At 75.1% G+C, this 17123-nt stretch carries 15 protein-coding genes and 1 riboswitch; of the genes, 9 read left to right on the top strand and 6 right to left on the bottom strand.

The features are described from left to right. Positions 1-2 precede the first annotated feature (2 nt). Positions 3-1439 (bottom strand): MFS transporter, encoded by a 1437-nt coding sequence (locus ABT158_RS32105; RefSeq protein ID WP_352359810.1) that lies wholly within the window; start codon positions 1437-1439, stop codon positions 3-5. Positions 1440-1549: 110 nt separating this feature from the next. After that, complete coding sequence (locus tag ABT158_RS32100) at positions 1550-1981, bottom strand: ester cyclase (RefSeq protein WP_352359808.1); 432 nt, start codon at positions 1979-1981, stop codon at positions 1550-1552. Positions 1982-2323: 342 nt separating this feature from the next. On the opposite strand from ABT158_RS32100, the gene ABT158_RS32095 reads away from it, so the two are divergent. From ABT158_RS32095 to ABT158_RS32070, 6 genes are read left to right on the top strand one after another with little or no spacing between them, the layout of a single operon-like run. After that, a complete protein-coding gene (locus ABT158_RS32095) occupies positions 2324-2515 on the top strand; it encodes a CbtB domain-containing protein (RefSeq protein WP_352320001.1) in 192 nt (63 codons plus the stop codon). A 9-nt stretch (positions 2516-2524) separates the two neighbouring features. Then, a complete protein-coding gene (locus ABT158_RS32090) occupies positions 2525-3310 on the top strand; it encodes a CbtA family protein (RefSeq protein WP_352359806.1) in 786 nt (261 codons plus the stop codon). 5 nt (positions 3311-3315) lie between these two features. After that, positions 3316-3867 (top strand): histidine phosphatase family protein, encoded by a 552-nt coding sequence (locus tag ABT158_RS32085; protein WP_352359804.1) that lies wholly within the window; start codon positions 3316-3318, stop codon positions 3865-3867. Beyond that, positions 3864-5972: a VWA domain-containing protein gene (locus tag ABT158_RS32080; RefSeq protein WP_352359802.1), complete on the top strand. Its 2109-nt coding sequence runs from the start codon at positions 3864-3866 to the stop codon at positions 5970-5972. Before ABT158_RS32085 ends, ABT158_RS32080 begins: the two co-directional genes overlap by 4 nt. Positions 5973-5974: 2 nt before the next feature. Beyond that, entirely contained in the window at positions 5975-6577 is a 603-nt protein-coding gene (gene cobO / locus ABT158_RS32075) for a cob(I)yrinic acid a,c-diamide adenosyltransferase (RefSeq protein ID WP_352359800.1), read from the top strand. An 8-nt stretch (positions 6578-6585) separates the two neighbouring features. Continuing rightward, positions 6586-7938 (top strand): cobyrinic acid a,c-diamide synthase CobB, encoded by a 1353-nt coding sequence (locus ABT158_RS32070; protein ID WP_352359993.1) that lies wholly within the window; start codon positions 6586-6588, stop codon positions 7936-7938. On the opposite strand, the gene cobN is transcribed toward ABT158_RS32070, so the two are convergent. Further along, positions 7893-11504 (bottom strand): cobaltochelatase subunit CobN, encoded by a 3612-nt coding sequence (gene cobN, locus ABT158_RS32065; RefSeq protein ID WP_352359798.1) that lies wholly within the window; start codon positions 11502-11504, stop codon positions 7893-7895. The genes ABT158_RS32070 and cobN overlap by 46 nt on opposite strands. 38 nt (positions 11505-11542) lie before the next feature. Then, positions 11543-11724: riboswitch (cobalamin riboswitch) on the bottom strand. Positions 11725-11755: 31 nt separating this feature from the next. On the opposite strand from cobN, the gene cobG reads away from it, so the two are divergent. The 3 genes from cobG to cobJ are packed head-to-tail and all read left to right on the top strand — an operon-like array spanning position 11756 to position 15059. After that, complete coding sequence (gene cobG, locus ABT158_RS32060) at positions 11756-12958, top strand: precorrin-3B synthase (protein ID WP_352359796.1); 1203 nt, start codon at positions 11756-11758, stop codon at positions 12956-12958. Beyond that, a complete protein-coding gene (locus ABT158_RS32055; protein ID WP_352359794.1) occupies positions 12955-13575 on the top strand; it encodes a precorrin-8X methylmutase in 621 nt (206 codons plus the stop codon). Before cobG ends, ABT158_RS32055 begins: the two co-directional genes overlap by 4 nt. A gap of 5 nt (positions 13576-13580) precedes the next feature. Continuing rightward, the gene (gene cobJ, locus ABT158_RS32050; protein ID WP_352359792.1) at positions 13581-15059 is read left to right on the top strand and encodes a precorrin-3B C(17)-methyltransferase; all 1479 of its coding nucleotides are present in this window, start codon (positions 13581-13583) and stop codon (positions 15057-15059) included. Here the strand turns inward: cobJ and ABT158_RS32045 are convergent. The 3 genes from ABT158_RS32045 to cbiT are packed head-to-tail and all read right to left on the bottom strand — an operon-like array spanning position 15050 to position 17105. Next, positions 15050-15805, bottom strand: coding sequence for a cobalt-precorrin-6A reductase (locus ABT158_RS32045; protein WP_352359790.1), 756 nt, complete (start codon positions 15803-15805; stop codon positions 15050-15052). The two genes, cobJ and ABT158_RS32045, sit on opposite strands and share 10 nt — an antisense overlap. After that, complete coding sequence (gene cobM, locus ABT158_RS32040) at positions 15790-16545, bottom strand: precorrin-4 C(11)-methyltransferase (protein ID WP_352359788.1); 756 nt, start codon at positions 16543-16545, stop codon at positions 15790-15792. The genes ABT158_RS32045 and cobM overlap by 16 nt, the downstream gene beginning before the upstream one ends. Next, positions 16542-17105, bottom strand: coding sequence for a precorrin-6Y C5,15-methyltransferase (decarboxylating) subunit CbiT (gene cbiT, locus ABT158_RS51330; RefSeq protein ID WP_502911584.1), 564 nt, complete (start codon positions 17103-17105; stop codon positions 16542-16544). The genes cobM and cbiT overlap by 4 nt, the downstream gene beginning before the upstream one ends. Positions 17106-17123 lie beyond the last annotated feature (18 nt).

The raw sequence follows: 17123 nt of genomic DNA, 5'->3' as shown, positions 1-17123 counted from the left end.
GGTCACGCGGCCGGGGCGGGGCGGCGCAGCAGGGGGCCGCCGACGAGGGCGCCGGCCAGCGCCACCGCGCCGGCCACCAGGAAGGCGGCGTGCAGGCCGCCGAGGGTGGCCGACGCCTCGGTGGCGGCGGAGGCGAGCGCTTCCGTACGGACGGCGGCGATCGCGGTGAGCCCCGCCACGCCGACGGCGCCGACGAAGGTGGGCATCTGGGCGAGGCTTCCGGCCACGCCCTGGTCGGCCTCGCCCAGCCCGGACGTGATGGTCGTGACGGCGGCCACCACCGTCAGGACGTGCCCGAGCCCCATGGTGGCCGACGTCGCCAGCAGCAGGACCAGGCCGCCCTGGGCCGGCAGGAACACCATGGCGGCGGTGCCGGCGGCCTGCACGGTCAGGCCGGTGACGATGGTCGCCGCCGTCCCTCGCGTGCTGATCATCCTGGCCGCGAAGCTGCCCGCGACCAGGGCCGCGACGCCCTCCCCGAGGAAGCCGAGCCCGGTCTGCAGCGGCGTGTAGCCCAGGACGTCCTGCATGTGGATGCTGAGCAGCAGGGTCGCGCCGCCGCACATGCCGAAGGTGACCAGCCCGACCGTCATGCCCCACTTGACCGTCCTGCGGCGCAGCAGCCGCAGCGGGACGAGCGGGGCCGCGTGCCGCGCCTCGACGGCCAGGAACGCGCCCAGCAGCAGGGCCGCCGCCGTCAGCGTGGCCAGCGTCGGCAGGCTGCCCCAGCCCGCCGCCCCGCCGGTCGAGATGCCGTAGACCAGGGCGAACAGGCCGCCGCTCGCCAGGAGCGCGCCGGGCACGTCGAGCCTGGCGCGGCCGCGTACGGCCGTCTCCCGCACCACCGTCAGCGCGCCGGTCATGACCAGGACGCCGATGGCGAACAGGATGAGCATCGTCCAGCGCCAGTTCAGGCCGCTGGTGATGAGGCCGCCGCCGATCGTCCCGACGACGAAGCCCAGCGACAGCAGGGCGCCGTTGACGCCCAGCGCCCTGGTGCGCTGCGGCCCTTCCGGAAACGTGCCGGTCATCAGCGCCAGCGCGGTCGGGCCGATCATGGCCGCCGCCACGCCCTGTCCGGCGCGGGCCGCCACCAGCAGCCCCGGGGTCGGCGCCAGCCCGGCCAGCAACGAGAACACCGCGAACGCCGCCACGCCGATGACGAACAACCGGCGCCTGCCCACCATGTCGGACGCGCGTCCGAACAAGGGCATCAGCGCGGCGGTCGGCAGCAGGCAGGCGGTGGCCACCCATTGCAGCGCCGAGGCGGAGGAGAAGCCGAGGTCCCTGCCGATCTCCGGCAGCGCCACCGTGATGATCGAGTAGTCCAGCCCGGTCATCAACGTCGCGCCGCACAACGTGATGAGGACGAGCCAGCCGCGCAGCCCCCATCGCGGGGCCGGGTCGGCGGCGGTCAGGTGGTGAGTGTCCGTTGTCATGCGGCCAGAGTGCGGCCGGCCGCGAAGATCAACCAGAGCCCTGCTGAGGGTACATCTGCCAGATGCAGGACGAGCCGACGCGGGGGCGATCCATCGCGTCCGGCAATTCGCTAAGGAAGCTGCAAAGTCACCGAGCTGGAGAGCTGGGTGAGCAACTCCAGTTGATCGAAATAGAGGCGCAGACTCGTGATGAGCCCGTCTTCCACTGTGCAGACATAACAGCATCGCAAACGAAGAGGGCGGTCCGTCGCGGGAAGCACCTGACCGTCGGGCATGGTGTACGGGCCTCGGTGAGTTCCGACCATGAGAAGCTCGTCGACGGTCGTGGCCTCACCCGCGGAGGACTCCGTGATCACGGCCCGGACGTCGGGGAACGCCGTCCAGAACTCCTCCAGGTAAGAGGCCAGCTCGCTGTGTCCCTGAGAAACGCCTTCAGGGCTGATGGACACCCCGGCCGGGCTGAAAGTGCTGAGCAGTGCCTTCATATCGTGGGCGTTGAACGCGTCCGTATAGCGGTCGCGTACGTCGCGGGCAACATTCATGACACCGGGTCCTCCTCATATTCGCTCGATGCCCAGCGTGGCTGTCGATATGCGGTCGAATGACCAACGCAGGCTAGATCCGTACACTCGACGAGGTAGAATTCCGGGCCTTTCGCAAAGGCGCGCGGCGTGGCGGCAGGTGACGGAGGGTCACCATCCCGCATGTTGACGCGAACGTGAGGAAAGGATACGTTCCGGTAGATTTCACGGTTGTCCAAGGGAAATCCGGTGAGATGCCGGTGCGGACGCGCCACTGTATCCGGGACGTAGATCCCGGGAGCCAGGTCGCTTGGCAGCCGTGACCTCGTGATATGGGACGCGTGACCCCTGAGGAGGCTTGACATGACCGGGTTGTCCACCCCGTCGACGATTCCCTTTCCGCGCCTGCGCCCTTGGCTGCTGCTGGCCGTGCCCGTGCTGCTGCTGGTCGCCTACCTGGTTCTGATGGACAACGGCGCCATCTCCCAGACCGGCACCTTCCTGCACGAGCTGATGCACGACGGGCGTCATCTGCTCGGCGTGCCCTGCCACTGAGCGCCGGCCATGATACGCACCTTCCTGGCCAGAGGTCTGCTCGTCGGACTCCTGGCCGGACTGATCGCGGGCGCCTTCGCCTTCGCCTTCGGTGAACCTCGCGTGGACCACGCGATCGCCCTGGAGGAGGCCGCCGCCCAGGCCGAGACGCCCGATCCGGACGCCGGGACGGCCGGGCACGACCACGCCGAAGCGGCCGGGCACAGTCACGGCGAGGACGCCGTGGTCGGCAGGCCCGTGCAGAAGGCGGGGCTGTTCCTGGCCACCGGGCTCTACGGGCTGGCCGTGGGCGGGGTGTTCGCCCTGGTGTTCGCCGGACTGCGCGGGCGGGTCGGCCCGCGTTCCGACGGGCGGCTGGCCATGGCCGCGGCCGGTACGGCGTTCGCCGCGATCATCCTCGTGCCCTTCGTGAAATATCCGGCCAACCCGCCTGCGGTGGGCGATCCGGACACCATCAACAGCCGCACGCTGCTCTACGTGGTGATGATCCTCGTCGGGCTGGCGGCGACGGCGATCGCGGTGGCGACGGCCCGCCGCGTCGACGGCGGCCCGTGGGCGCGCTGGACGGCGGCGGCGGTCACGTTCCTGGTGCCCGTCGTCGCCGCGTGGTGGTTGCTGCCGGCGGTCGACGAGGTGCCCGAGGGGTTCCCCGCCACGCTGCTGTGGGAGTTCCGGCTCGCCTCGCTCGGCACGCAGCTCGTCTTCTGGGCGGCGTTCGGCGTGCTGTTCGGCTGGGCGAGCGACCGGGCGGAGCGGCGTTCGGCGGCTCATCCGCTGGTCGCGGCGCCGAGCTGAGCAAGGTGCTGTTCGTCCGGCATGCCACGACACCGGGGATGCGGGCCGGGTGCTTCCCCGCCGACGAGGACGCCGACGCGGCGAGCCTGACCAGGGCCGCCGCGTCGGGGCCCATCGATGCGGCGGCGGCATGGGCCGCTCCCGGCAGGGCCGCGCGGCAGACGGCCGCCGCCATGGGGCTGGCGGCCCGCGAGGTGCCCGCCCTGGCGGAGGCCGACTGCGGCCGGTGGCGCGGCCTGCCGTACGGGCGGGTCGCGCTGGAGGAGCCGGACGCGCTGGCGAGCTGGCTGACCGACCCGCACGCCGCCCCGCACGGCGGTGAGTCGCTGAGCGCGCTCGCCGCCAGGGTGGCGGGCTGGCTCGACTCGGCACGGGACGAGCCGCGGGCCGTCGTGGTCTGCGACGCCGGCGTCATCCGAGCGGCGCTCGGCCATGTCCTGGGGCTGGATCCGCTGCGCGCGGCCCGTTTCGACCTGGCTCCTCTGTCCACCACCGAGCTGACCGTCGCGCGGGACGGCTGGCGGGTGGTCCACGTCAACCGGAAGGCTGAGTCTTGATCGTCACCTATCCGTTCAGCGCCGTCGTCGGGCTCGGCGACCTGAAGCTGGCGCTGGTGCTGAACGCGGTGTCGCCCCGGGTGGGCGGGGTGCTCGTCCGCGGGGAGAAGGGAACGGCGAAGTCCACGATCGTGCGGGCGCTGGCGGCCCAGTTGCCGACGGTGGCCGTGGTGCCCGGGTGCCGGTTCGCCTGCGACCCCGCCGTGCCCGACCCCGAGTGCCCGGACGGGCCGCACGAGCCCGACGCCGGGCGGGTGGACCGGCCGGCCGCCCTGGTGGAGCTGCCGGTCGGCGCGTCGGAGGACCGGCTGGCCGGCTCGCTCGACGTCGAGCGGGCGCTGACGGAGGGGGTGAAGGCGTTCGAGCCGGGGCTGCTGGCGGCCGCCCACCGCGGCGTCCTGTACGTGGACGAGGTGAACCTGCTGCACGACCACCTCGTGGACCTGCTGCTCGACGCCGCCGCGCTGGGCACGTGTTACGTCGAGCGCGAGTCGGTGTCGGTGCGCCATGCCGCCCGCTTCCTGCTGGTGGGCACCATGAACCCGGAGGAGGGCGAGCTGCGTCCGCAGCTTCTCGACAGGTTCGGGCTGACGGTCGAGGTCAGGGCGTCCCGCGACCCGGAGGAGCGCGCCGAGGTGGTGCGGCGGCGGCTGGCCTTCGAGGCGGACGCGGCGGCGTTCGCCGATCGTTGGGCGGGGGCGGAATCGGCGCTGTCGGCCCGCATCGCCGCCGCGCGGTCCCGGGTTCCCGCCGTGCGGTTGCCGGACGCCCGGCTGCGGCAGATCGCGACGGTGTGCGCCGCCTTCGAGGTGGACGGCCTGCGTGCCGACCTGGTGACGGCGAACGCGGCCATCGCCCACGCCGCCTGGCAGGGCCGCGACACGGTGACGACCGAGGACGTGCGGGCGGCGGCCCGGCTGTCGCTGCCGCATCGCAGGCGGCGGGACCCGTTCGACGCTCCGGGCCTGGACGAGGCGCTGCTCGACGAGCTGCTGGACCGCACGTCGGCCGACGACGACCCGGACGGCGGCCCCGACGACGCCGGGCCCGGCGGCTCCGGTCCCGACGGCTCCGGTCCCGGCGGGCCTGCGGGAACGCCGCCACCGGGCGACGGCGCCGGACCCGAAACGCGGAACCACCCGACCGGCGCCGAGCCCCCGGCGGACGGCCGGACGGCCGCCGCTGACCCGCCGTCGTCCATGGCCGCCGGTGCGGACGCGCCGCCGGTGGCAGAGGAGCCCGCTCCGGACGCGTCGCCCGCCACGGGGGCGGTGACCTCCCGAGCAGCGGCGCCGCAGGCGGCCACGCAGGTGGCGGGCGTGGCCGCGCCGTACCGGGTGCCATTGCTGGCGGTGCCGGGGGTCGGCGAGGGGGCGGTGGGCCGGCGGTCGCGGTCCCGGACCCGGCGCGGCCGCAGCGCCGGCGCGCGCCGCCCGTCCGGTCCCGCACGCGACCTCCACGTGCCGGCGACGCTGCTGGCGGCGGCGCCGCACCAGCGGGAGCGCGGCCACCAGGGCCCCGGGCTGGCGCTGCGCGGCGACGACCTGCGCGAGGTGGTGCGCGAGGGCAGGGAGGGCAACCTCGTGCTCTTCGTGGTGGACGCGAGCGGCTCGATGGCGGCGCGCAGGCGCATGACCGCGGTCAAGACGGCCGTGCTCAGCCTGCTCCTCGACGCCTACCAGCGGCGGGACAAGATAGGACTGATCACCTTCCGGGGCGCCGGCGCGGAGGTGGCGCTGCCGCCCACCTCGTCGGTGGAGGCGGGCGCGGCCCGGCTGCGCTCCCTGCCCACCGGAGGGCGCACGCCGCTGGCGGCGGGGCTGGTGCGCGCGGCGGAGGTGCTGCGGGTGGAACGGCTGCGCGACCCCGCCAGGCGTCCGCTGCTGGTGCTGGTCACCGACGGACGGGCCACGGCCGGCGGTGACGTGGACCGGGCCGCCGGGCTGCTGGCCGGCACCGCCTCGGTGGTCGTGGACTGCGAGGGCGGGCCGGTCAGGCTGGGCCTGGCCGTCCGGCTGGCCGCCCGGCTGCGCGCGCGGCTCGTGCCTCTCGACTCTCTGGCCGAGCTCGGTTCGGTCGTCCGTGACCACAGGAAGGCGGTCTGACCATGCCTCAGGGAAAACCGGCTGTCGTGCCCGACGACGGCCTGACCACGCGCCAGCGGCGGACCCGTCCGCTGCTGATGGTGCACACCGGACCGGGCAAGGGCAAGTCCACGGCCGCCTTCGGGATGGCGTTGCGGGCCTGGAACCAGGGCTGGCCGGTCGGGGTGTTCCAGTTCGTGAAGTCGGCCAAGTGGCGCATCGGCGAGGAACGGGCGCTCAAGGTGCTCGGCGAGACGGGCGAGGGCGGCCCGGTGGCCTGGCACAAGATGGGCGAGGGCTGGTCGTGGATCCAGCGGCCCGGCAGCGAGGAGGACCACGCGGCCGACGCCCGTGAGGGCTGGGAGCAGATCAAGCGCGACCTGGCGGCGCAGACGTACCGGTTCTACGTGCTGGACGAGTTCACGTACCCGCTGAAGTGGGGGTGGCTGGACCTGGACGACGTGCTGCAGGCGCTGACGGACCGGCCGGGCAGCCAGCACGTCGTGATCACCGGCAGGGACGCGCCCGGACGGCTGATCGAGGTCGCCGACCTGGTGACGGAGATGGGCAAGGTACGCCACCCCATGGACGCCGGGCAGAAGGGGCAGAAGGGCATCGAGTGGTAGTTCCCCGCCTGGTGATCGCCGCGCCGTCGTCGGGCTGCGGCAAGACGACGGTGGCCACCGGGCTCATGGCGGCGTTGCGGGCGCGCGGGCTGCGGGTCTCGCCGCACAAGGTGGGGCCCGACTACATCGACCCGGGCTATCACGCGCTGGCCGCCGGCCGTCCCGGCCGCAATCTGGATCCGTGGCTCGTCGGGGAGGAGCTCGTCGCCCCGCTGTTCCTGCACGGCGCTGCCGGGTGCGACGTGGCGGTGGTCGAGGGCGTGATGGGCCTGTTCGACGGCAGGGGGGACACCGGCTTCGCCTCGACCGCGCACGTCGCGACGCTGCTGGACGCGCCGGTGGTGCTGGTCGTGGACGCGGCCCGGCAGAGCAGGTCGGTGGCGGCGGTGGTGCACGGGTTCGCCACCTTCGACCCGGATGTGCGGGTGGGCGGGGTGGTGCTCAACCGGGTGGGCTCCGACCGGCACGAGGAGCTGTGCCGGTCGGCGCTGGCGGCGGCGGGCGTGCCGGTGCTGGGGGCGATCCGCCGCGACGACGCCGTGGCCACGCCCTCCCGGCACCTGGGGCTGGTGCCGGCCGCCGAGCGCCGGACCGAGGCGGTCGCCGCCGTGGACCGGCTGGCCGCCCTGGTGGCGCGTTCGTGCGATTTGGACGCGCTGCTGCGGCTGGCGCGCTCGGCTCCCCCGCTGGGCGGTCCCTCCTGGACGCCGCCGACGCCCGCCGCGACGCGCGGCCGGCCGGAGGAGGCGGCGACGAGTGCCGCGCCCGGCCGGCCGGTGGTGGCCGTGGCCGGTGGGGCGGCGTTCACCTTCGGCTACGCCGAGCAGGCCGAGCTGCTGCGGGCGGCGGGGGCGGAGGTGGCCGTCTTCGACCCGCTGCGCGACACGCGGCTGCCGGACGGGACCGGCGCGATCGTGATCGGCGGCGGCTTCCCGGAGGTGTACGCCGCCGAGCTGGCCGCCAATGAGCCCCTGCGGCAGCAGGTCGCCGCCTTCCCCGGCCCGATCGCCGCCGAGTGCGCGGGGCTGCTGTACCTGTGCGACGAGCTGGACGGTCAGCGCATGTGCGGGCGCGTCCCCGGGCGGGCGCGGATGACGTCCCGGCTGACGCTCGGCTACCGGGACGCCGTCGCGCTGCGGCGCTCACCGCTCACCAGGACGGGCGAGCGGCTGCGCGGGCACGAGTTCCACCGGACGGCCGTCACGTACGCCGGCGAGCCGCTGTTCCGCTGGGACGGCGGCCACGACGGGTACGGCGACCCCGGCGTGACCGCGTCCTACCTGCATCTGCACTGGGCGGGCGCGCCGCGCCTGGCTCAGCGGCTGGTGTCGTCCTCCAGGTCGCCCTCGGTCTTGAGGTAGACCTCCTGCAGGCCGCGCAGGACCTCCGGATCCGGGTGCTGCCACATGCCGCGCTCGGCGGCCTCCAGGAGGCGTTCGGCGATGCCGTGCAGCGCCCAGGGGTTCGAGCGGGCCATGAACGCCTGGTTCTCGGGGTCGAGCACGTACGTCTGCGTGAGCTTGTCGTACATCCAGTCGGCCACCACGCCGGTGGTGGCGTCGTAGCCGAACAGGTAGTCGACGGTGGCGGCCAGCTCGAAGGCGCCCTTGTAGCCGTGGCGGCGCATGGCGGCCAGCCAGCGCGGGTTGACCACCCTGGCGCGGAAGATCCGTGAGGTCTCCTCCGACAGGGTGCGGGTGCGCACGGCGTCGGGGCGGGTGCTGTCGCCGACGTAGGCGGCCGGGGCCCTGCCGGTGAGCGCGCGCACGGTGGCGATCATGCCGCCGTGGTACTGGAAGTAGTCGTCGGAGTCGGCGATGTCGTGCTCGCGGGTGTCGACGTTCTTGGCGGCGACGGCGATGCGGCGGTAGGCGTCCTCCATCTGGGGGCGGGCGGCGACGCCGTCGAGGTCGCGGCCGTAGGCGTAGCCGCCCCACACGGCGTACACCTCGGCCAGGTCGGCGTCGTCGCGCCAGTTGCGGCTGTCGATGAGCGGCAGCAGCCCGGCCCCGTACGCGCCGGGCGCGGAGCCGAAGACGCGCATCGTGGCCAGCCGCTCGTCGCCGCCCGTCGCGGCCACGTGGGCGCGGACGTAGTTGTCCTCGGCCGGCTCCGCCAGCGACGCGACCAGCCGTACGGCGTCGTCGAGCATGCCGACCACGTGCGGGAAGGCGTCGCGGAAGAAGCCGCTGATGCGGACCGTCACGTCGATGCGCGGGCGGCCCAGCTCGGCGAGCGGGATCGGCTCCAGGCGGATGACGCGGCGCGACGCCTCGTCCCATTCGGGGCGGACGCCGAGCAGGGCCAGCACCTCGGCGACGTCGTCGCCCGCCGTGCGCATGGCGCTGGTCCCCCACACCGACAGCCCGACCGAGCGCGGCCACTCGCCGGTGTCGGCGCGGTAGCACGCCAGCAGCGACTCCGCCATCGCCTGGCCGGTCTCCCAGGCCAGGCGGCTGGGCACCGCCCGGGGGTCCACGGAGTAGAAGTTGCGGCCGGTCGGCAGCACGTTGACCAGGCCGCGCAGCGGGGAGCCGCTGGGGCCGGCGGGCACGTAGCCGCCGTCCAGGGCGTGCAGGACGTGGTCGAGCTCGTCGGTGGTGCGGGCCAGGCGCGGCACCACCTCGGTGGCGGCGAACGCCAGCACCCGCGCCACGAGCTCCACCCGTTCCTCGGCCACGCCACCCAGTACCGCGCGGGCGACGGCGGGGGCTGCGTCCGGGGCCCAGGCGTGCTGCTCCATGGCCTCGACCAGGGCGCGGGCGGTCGTCTCCGCGCGGTCCACGTCGCCCAGCGCCGCCGTGCCGTCCTCGGCCAGGCCGAGCGCCTCGCGCAGGCCGGGCAGCGTCTCCCTGCCGCCCCACATCTGCCGGGCGCGCAACATGGCCAGCACCAGGTCCACCCGCACCTGGCCGGTGGGCGCCTGGCCGAGGACGTGCAGCCCGTCGCGGATCTGGGCGTCCTTCACCTCGCACAGCCAGCCGTCCACGTGCAGGATGAGGTCGTCGAACTCGCTGTCGTGCGGCCGGTCGGCCAGCCCGAGGTCGTGGTCGAGCCGGGCGGCCTGGATCAGCGTCCAGATCTGCGCCCGGATCGCGGGCAGCTTGGCGGGGTCCATGGCGGCGATCGTGGCGTGCTCGTCCAGCAGCTGCTCCAGCCGGGCGATGTCGCCGTAGGTGTCGGCGCGGGCCATCGGCGGCACCAGGTGGTCCACCAGCACGGCGTGCGCGCGCCGCTTGGCCTGCGTGCCCTCCCCCGGGTCGTTGACGAGGAAGGGGTAGACCAGCGGCAGGTCGCCGATGGCGGCGTCGGTGCCGCACGCGGCCGACATCCCCGCCGACTTGCCGGGCAGCCACTCCAGGTTGCCGTGCTTGCCGACGTGCACCATCGCGTGCGCGCCGAACTCGGCCGACAGCCAGCGGTAGGCGGCCAGGTAGTGGTGGCTGGGCGGCAGGTCGGGGTCGTGGTAGATGGCGATCGGGTTCTCCCCGAAGCCGCGCGGCGGCTGCACCATCACCACCAGGTTCCCGGCCCGCAGCGCGGCCAGCACGATGTCGGTCCCGCTGTCGCCCTCGTGCACGAACAGCTCTCCGGGCGGCGGCCCCCAATGGCGCTCCATTCCCTCGCGCAGGGCCGCGGGCAGCGTCCGGTACCACTGCTCGTAGGAGGCGGCGGAGATGCGCACCGGGTTGCCCGCCAGGTGCTCCTCGGTCAGCCAGTCCTGGTCCTGGCCGCCGGCGGCGATCAGCGCGTGCACGAGCGCGTCGCCGTCCTGGTCGGCCACGCCGGGGAAGCCGTCGCCCAGGTCGTAACCCGCCTCGGCGAGCCGGGCCAGCAGCCGGACGGTGCTCGCGGGGGTGTCCAGCCCGACCGCGTTGCCGACGCGGGAGTGCTTGGTCGGGTACGCCGACAACATCACCACCAGCCGCCGCTCTGCGGGAGGGGTGTGCCGCAGCAGGCCGTGGCGCACCGCGATGCCCGCCACCCGGGCGGCCCGCTCGGGGTCGGCGACGTAGACGGTCAGCCCGTCGGGGTCGATCTCCTTGAACGAGAACGGCACCGTGATGATCCGCCCGTCGAACTCCGGGATCGCCACCTGGGAGGCGGCGTCCAGCGGCGACAGCCCGTCGTCGTTCTCCTCCCATGCCTGCCGGGTGGTGGTCAGGCAGAGTCCTTGCAGGATCGGCACGTCCAGCTCGGCCAGCGCGCCGACGTCCCAGGCCTCGTCGTCGCCGCCCGCCCCCGCGGTGGCCGGACGGGAGCCGCCCGCCGCCAGCACCGTGACGACCAGGGCGTCCGCCGCGCGCAGCGTGTCCAGCAGCTCCGGCTCGGCCGCGCGCAGGGACGAGCAGAAGACCGGCAGCGCCTGCCCGCCCGCGTCCTCGACGGCCTCGCACAACGCCTCGACGAACGCGGTGTTGCCGGCCATGTGGTGGGCCCGGTAGTAGAGCACCCCCACCACGGGACCGCCGGTGGTCCTGGCAGGGCGGTCCAGCCGTCCCCAGGCGGGGGCGGGGACGGGCGGCTCGAACCCGTGCCCGGTCAGCAGGACGGTGTCGGACAGGAACGCGTGCAGCTCGGCCAGGTTGGCCGGGCCGCCATGGGCCAGGTAGGCGTGCGCCTCGGCGCACACCCCGCCGCTGACCGTGGACAGCTCCATCAGCTCGGCGTCGGGGGCCTGCTCCCCGCCCAGCACCACCACCGGGCGCGGCCCGGCCAGCAGCGCGTCGAGCCCTTCCGGCCAGGCCCGCCGCCCGCCCAGCAGGCGCACCACGACGAGGTCGGTCCCCTCCGTCAGGCCGGGGACGTCCTCGGCGGTCAGCCGGGCGGGATTGCCCAGGCGGTAGCCCGCCCCGCAGGCGCGAGCGCTCAGCAGGTCGGTGTCGGAGGTGGAGAGCAGCAGAAGGGTACGGCTGTCGCCAGGCACGGCGCATTCCTCCCTCGGGGTCCTCGCCCCGGTCGCGGGTGACACGACGGCAGGAGTCTCCTGGCTCCCGGATCGACGCTCACCCCGGCCTTCCCGCCCGTCTCCGGACAGTGGCCTCGTGGTGGGGTTCGCTCCCCGGTCACAGTGGCGGGACCGCGCCGGATTCGCACCGGCTTCCTCCCATTGCCATCGTCTACGCCGAAGCTTACGACAGGAGCGACCCGTCCCAGAAGTGGCGTTACGATCCCTTCGTGCCCGTAGGTGAATCTTCCGGACGTACGCGTCCCGATGCCTGTCCGGGGGCGCTCCAGGTGCACGAGGCCGCAGACGGCCCGCTCGCCCGTGTGCGCCTGCCCGGCGGCGCGGTGTCGGCCGCGCAGCTCCGCGTGCTCGCCGGGTGCGCGGCCGAGCTGGGAACGGGCGTGATCGAGCTGACGTCGCGGGCGAACGTCCAGGTGCGGGGGCTGCGCGCGCCGGAGGTCTTCGCCGGGCGGATCGCGGCGGCCGGGCTGCTGCCGTCGCCCGCGCACGAGCGGGTGCGCAACATCCTCGCCTCGCCGCTGAGCGGGCGCGGTCCCGACGGGCTGCTGGACGTGCTGGCGATGGCCGACGCCCTGGACCGGGCGCTGTGCGCGCGGCCCCGGCTGGCCGAGCTGCCGGGACGGTTCCTGTTCGCCCTGGACGACGGCACGCGGGACGTCGCCGGGCTCGGCGCGGACGTCACCTACGTGGCGACCGGACGGCTGCTGCTCGCCGGCGCCGACACCGGGCTGACCGCCGCCCCGGACGCGGCCGTCCCGCTCATGATCGACTCCGCCGAGGCGTTCCTGGACGAGCTGTCCCCCGACGGCCCGCGCGCCTGGCGCATCCGCGACCTCCCGGACGGCCCCGCCCGAATCGCCACCCGCCTGCGCGACGGCGAACCAAGCCTGACCGACGCCCCGGACGCCGCGAACGCCCCGGACGCCCCGGAGGCCCCGGACGCCCCGCCCGCCTCCGCCTTCGCGCGCCGCCCGTCCCCGGGCAGGATCGCGCAGCGGGACGGCCGGGTGGCGATCGAGGCCCTCGTGCCGCTCGGCCGCCTGACGTCCGACCAGGCCGCAGCCCTCGCGGACCTCGGCCAGCCGGTGCGCCTGACACCCTGGCGGACCGTCGTCCTGCCGGACCTCTCCCCCGGCGAGGCGGACCCGACCGAGCGGGCGCTGGCCGCCGCCGGGCTCGCCACCGACCCGGACTCCCCCTGGGCCGGGGTGACCGCCTGCACCGGCCGTCCCGGCTGCGCGAAGGCGCTCGCCGACGTGCGGGCCGATGCCCGGCAATGGGTGCGGAGCCTCGGCCGCGCACCCGCCACGCCCGTCCACTGGGCCGGTTGCGAGCGGCGCTGCGGCCTGCCACGCGGCCCGGTCCGCCAGCTGATCGCAACCATCAACGGATACGAGGAACGCCAGGAGTGAGCGACTACATCCGCGACGGCGCCGAGATCTACCGGCGCTCGTTCGCGACCATCCGCGCCGAGAGCGACCTCACGGGCCTGCCGCCCGAGGTCGCCCAGGTGGCGGTGCGCATGATCCACGCGTGCGGCATGACCGACCTCGTCACCGACCTGGCCTGGTCGCCGCAGGTCGTCGCGCGGGCCAGGGAGGCGCTGCGCGGCGGCGCGCCGGTGTTGTGCGACGCCATGATGGTCGCCTCCGGCGTGACCCGGCGCAGGCTGCCCGCGGGCAACGAGGTGCTGTGCACGCTGGGCGATCCGCGCGTGCCCGAGCTGGCCGAACGCCTCGGCACCACCCGCAGCGCCGCGGCCCTGGAGCTGTGGCGCGACCGCCTGGAGGGCGCGGTGGTGGCGATCGGGAACGCGCCGACCGCCCTGTTCCGGCTGCTGGAGCTGGTGGCCGAGGGCGCGGGACGCCCCGCGGCCGTGCTCGGCATCCCGGTCGGCTTCATCGGCGCGGCCGAGTCCAAGCAGGCGCTGGCCGGCAGCGACCTGGAGCACCTGGTGGTGCACGGCCGCCGCGGCGGCAGTGCGATGACGGCCGCCGCGATCAACGCCATCGCGAACGAGACGGAGTGACGACCATGTCAGGACGCCTGTACGGAGTCGGCCTGGGCCCAGGCGACCCCGAGCTGGTCACGGTCAGGACGGCCCGGCTGATCGGCGAGGCCGACGTGATCGCCTACCACGCCGCCCGGCACGGCCGCAGCATCGCCCGTTCGATCGCGCTGCCGTACATGCGCGCGGGCCAGATCGAGGAGCTGCTGCTCTACCCGCTGACCACGGAGACCACCGACCACCCCGGCGGCTACCAGGGAGCGCTCGACGACTTCTACGCCGACTGCGCCGAACGCCTGGCCGCCCACCTGGACGCGGGCCGCACCGTGGTCGTGCTGGCCGAGGGCGACCCGCTGTTCTACGGCTCCTACATGCACATGCACAAGCGGCTCGCCCACCGCTACCCGACCGAGGTGGTGCCCGGCGTGACCTCGGTCAGCGCCGCCGCCGCCGTGCTGGGACGGCCGCTGGTCGAGCGGGGCGAGGTGCTGACCGTGCTGCCCGGCACGCTGCCCGCGCAGGTGCTGGCCGAGCGGCTGCGCGACACCGACTCGGCCGCCGTGCTCAAGCTGGGCCGCACGTTCGGGAAGGTGCGCGACGCGCTGTCCGAGGCGGGCCGCCTCGACGACGCCTGGTACGTCGAGCGTGCCACCATGGGCGCCGAGCGGGTCGCCCCGCTCAAGGACGTGGACCCGGACGGAGTCCCGTACTTCTCGCTGGCCCTGCTGGCCAGCCCGGCCGAGCGCACCTTCGTCCCCGAGCGCCCGGCGGACGAGGGGCCGGGCGAGGTGGCCGTGGTCGGCCTGGGCCCGGCGGGGCGGCCGTGGCTGACGCCGGAGGCGCAGGAGGCGCTGGCCGCGGCCACCGACCTGGTCGGCTACGGCCCGTACGTGGACCGGGTGGCTCCGAACCCGCGCCAGCGCCGCCACCGCACCGACAACCGGGTGGAGGCCGAACGCGCCAGGCACGCCCTTGAGCTGGCCCGGGACGGGGCCCGGGTGGCGGTCGTGTCGTCCGGCGACCCGGGCGTGTTCGCCATGGCCAGCGCCGTGCTCGAAGCCGCCGCCGACTTCCCGGACGTGCCGGTGCGGGTCGTGCCGGGGCTGACCGCCGCCCAGGCGGTCGCGGCCAGGGCGGGCGCGCCGCTCGGGCACGACTACTGCGTGCTGTCGCTGTCCGACCTGCTCAAGCCGTGGGAGGTGGTGGCCGACCGGCTGTCCGCCGCCGCGCGGGCGGACCTGGTGCTGGCGATCTACAACCCGGCCTCGCGCAGCCGTACGTGGCAGGTCGCCGCCGCCCGGGACCTGCTGCTGGAGCACCGCGCGCCGGACACCCCCGTGGTGATCGGCCGCGACGTCGGCGGCCCGCGGGAGAGCGTCACGGTCACCACGCTCGGCGAGCTGGACCCCGGCCAGGTGGACATGCGCTGCCTGCTGATCATCGGCTCGTCCACGACCCGGGCCACCGAAGGCGGCGTCGTCTACACCCCGCGCCGCTACCCCTGAACCCAGGCCGCCGCCGCCGCCACGCTGTCCGTGGCCCGGACGCCCGCGGGCAGCGGCGGCCGGTCCACCATGATCACCGGCAGGCCGAGCTCGCGCGCCGCGACGAGCTTGGCCGTGGTCATGCCGCCGCCGCTGTCCTTGGTCACCAGCACGTCCAGGCGGTGCTCCGAGATCAGGGCGCGCTCGCCCTCGACGGTGTACGGCCCGCGGTCGAGCAGGACGTGCACGTTCGCCGGCACCGGCCCCTCCGGCGGGTCCACCGACCTGGCCAGCAGCCAAACGCCGGGCAGCGGCGCGAACACCGGCAGGCTCCGGCGTCCGGTCGTGAGGAAGACCCGGGTCTCGCGGCCGGCCGCGCCCCACCGGGCCGTGGTCAGCAGCCCGGCCGCCGCCTGGAGCGAGCCGACCCGCAGCCACGCGTCGCCCGGCCCCTCCCGCCACCCCGGACGCCGCAGCACCAGCAGCGGCACCCCGGTCGCCGACGAGGCCGCGACCCCCGAGGCGGTCATCCGCTCCGCGAACGGATGCGTGGCGTCGACCAGCACGTCGATGCGCTCCTCCCGCAGCCACGCGGCCAGGCCCGACGGCCCGCCGAACCCGCCTTCCCGCACCTCGCCCACGGGGAGCCGCGGGTTGTTCACCCGTCCCGCCAGGGAGGACACCACGTGCAGCCCGGGATCGGCGGCCAGCTCGGCGGCCAGGGCCCGCGCCTCGGCGGTGCCGCCGAGGATCAGGACCCGTCGCACGCACGCTCCCTGGCGTCGCTGTAGAGGTGGCTGTCGGGGAACTGGGTCGCCGACAACACCCGGCCCACGACGATCACGGCCGTCCGCCGGATCCCGGCGTCGTGGACCTGTCCGGCGATGTCGGCGAGCGTGCCGCGCAGGATCACCTCGTCGGCCCGGCTCGCCCGCGCCACCACGGCCACCGGGCAGTCGGGGCCGTAGGAGGGCAGCAGCTCGGCGACCACCGCGTCGATCCGCTGCACGGCCAGGTGCAGCACCATCGTGGCCCGGCTCGCGCCGAGCGTCCCGAGGTCCTCACCGTCCGGCATGGGGGTGGCGCGGGCGGAGGTGCGCGTCAGGATGACCGTCTGGCCGACGCCGGGCACGGTCAGCTCCCGGCCCAGCGCGGCCGCCGCCGCCGCGAACGCCGGAACCCCGGGCACCACCTCGTACGGCACGCCCAGGGCGTCCAGCCGGCGCATCTGCTCGGCCACGGCGCTGAACACCGACGGGTCGCCCGAGTGCAGCCGGGTCACGTCGAGACCGTCGCGGTGCGCGGCGGCCAGCTCGGCGACGATCTCGTCGAGCGTCAGGTCCGCCGTGTTCACCAGCCTGGCCCCGGGCGGGCAGGCGTCGAGCAGCTCGCGCGGCACCAGCGACCCGGCGTACAGGCAGACCGGCGACGCCTCCAGCCGCCGCAGGCCGCGCAAGGTGATCAGGTCGGCCGCGCCGGGACCGGCTCCGACGAAGTACACGGTCACGGTTGATCCTTCCTCGTGATCGACCACACGGTCACCGGCATCGCCGCCCGCCAGCCGGTGAACCCGCCGACCGGCGAGGCCCGCTGGACGCTCAGGCGCACCAGGTCGCCGCCGAGCCTGCCGTACCAGTGGGCGAGGACGGCCTCGGACTCCAGGGTCACGGCGTTCACCACCAGCCGGCCGCCGGGGCGCAGCGCGGACCAGCAGCGGTCCAGCAGGCCGAGGGCGGTCGCGCCGCCGCCGACGAACACCGCGTCCGGCTCGGGCAGCCCGTCCAGCGCCTCGGGGGCCTTGCCCTCGACCACGCGCATCGACGGCACGCCGAGCCGCTCGGCGTTGCGCCGGACGGCCGCGGCCCGGTCGGCCCTGCTCTCGATCGCCACGGCGGCGCACGAAGGGTGGCTGCGCATCCACTCGACGGCGATGCTGCCCGCCCCCGCGCCCACGTCCCACAGCAGCTCGCCGGGCAGCGGGGCCAGGCGGGACAGGCTGACGGCGCGGACCTCCCGCTTGGTGAGCTGCCCGTCGTGCTCGTACGCGCCGTCGGGCAGCCCCGGCACCCTGGCCAGGGGCTCGGC

It is taken from the genome of Nonomuraea sp. NPDC001636, assembly GCF_040298265.1.
Taxonomy (GTDB): Bacteria; Actinomycetota; Actinomycetes; order Streptosporangiales; family Streptosporangiaceae; genus Nonomuraea.
Note: the sequence above shows the minus strand (reverse complement) of the source record. Positions and strands in the feature narration are given on the sequence as shown.

What these genes read in the sequence shown, in the direction of transcription:
- ABT158_RS32105 (WP_352359810.1), bottom strand. Translation starts at nt 1,439, where the DNA reads ATGACAACGGACACTCACCACCTGACCGCCGCCGACCCGGCCCCGCGA.
- ABT158_RS32095 (WP_352320001.1), top strand. Translation starts at nt 2,324, where the DNA reads ATGACCGGGTTGTCCACCCCGTCGACGATTCCCTTTCCGCGCCTGCGC.
- cobJ (WP_352359792.1), top strand. Translation starts at nt 13,581, where the DNA reads ATGTCAGGACGCCTGTACGGAGTCGGCCTGGGCCCAGGCGACCCCGAG.
- ABT158_RS32090 (WP_352359806.1), top strand. Translation starts at nt 2,525, where the DNA reads ATGATACGCACCTTCCTGGCCAGAGGTCTGCTCGTCGGACTCCTGGCC.
- ABT158_RS32100 (WP_352359808.1), bottom strand. Translation starts at nt 1,981, where the DNA reads ATGAATGTTGCCCGCGACGTACGCGACCGCTATACGGACGCGTTCAAC.
- cobO (WP_352359800.1), top strand. Translation starts at nt 5,975, where the DNA reads ATGCCTCAGGGAAAACCGGCTGTCGTGCCCGACGACGGCCTGACCACG.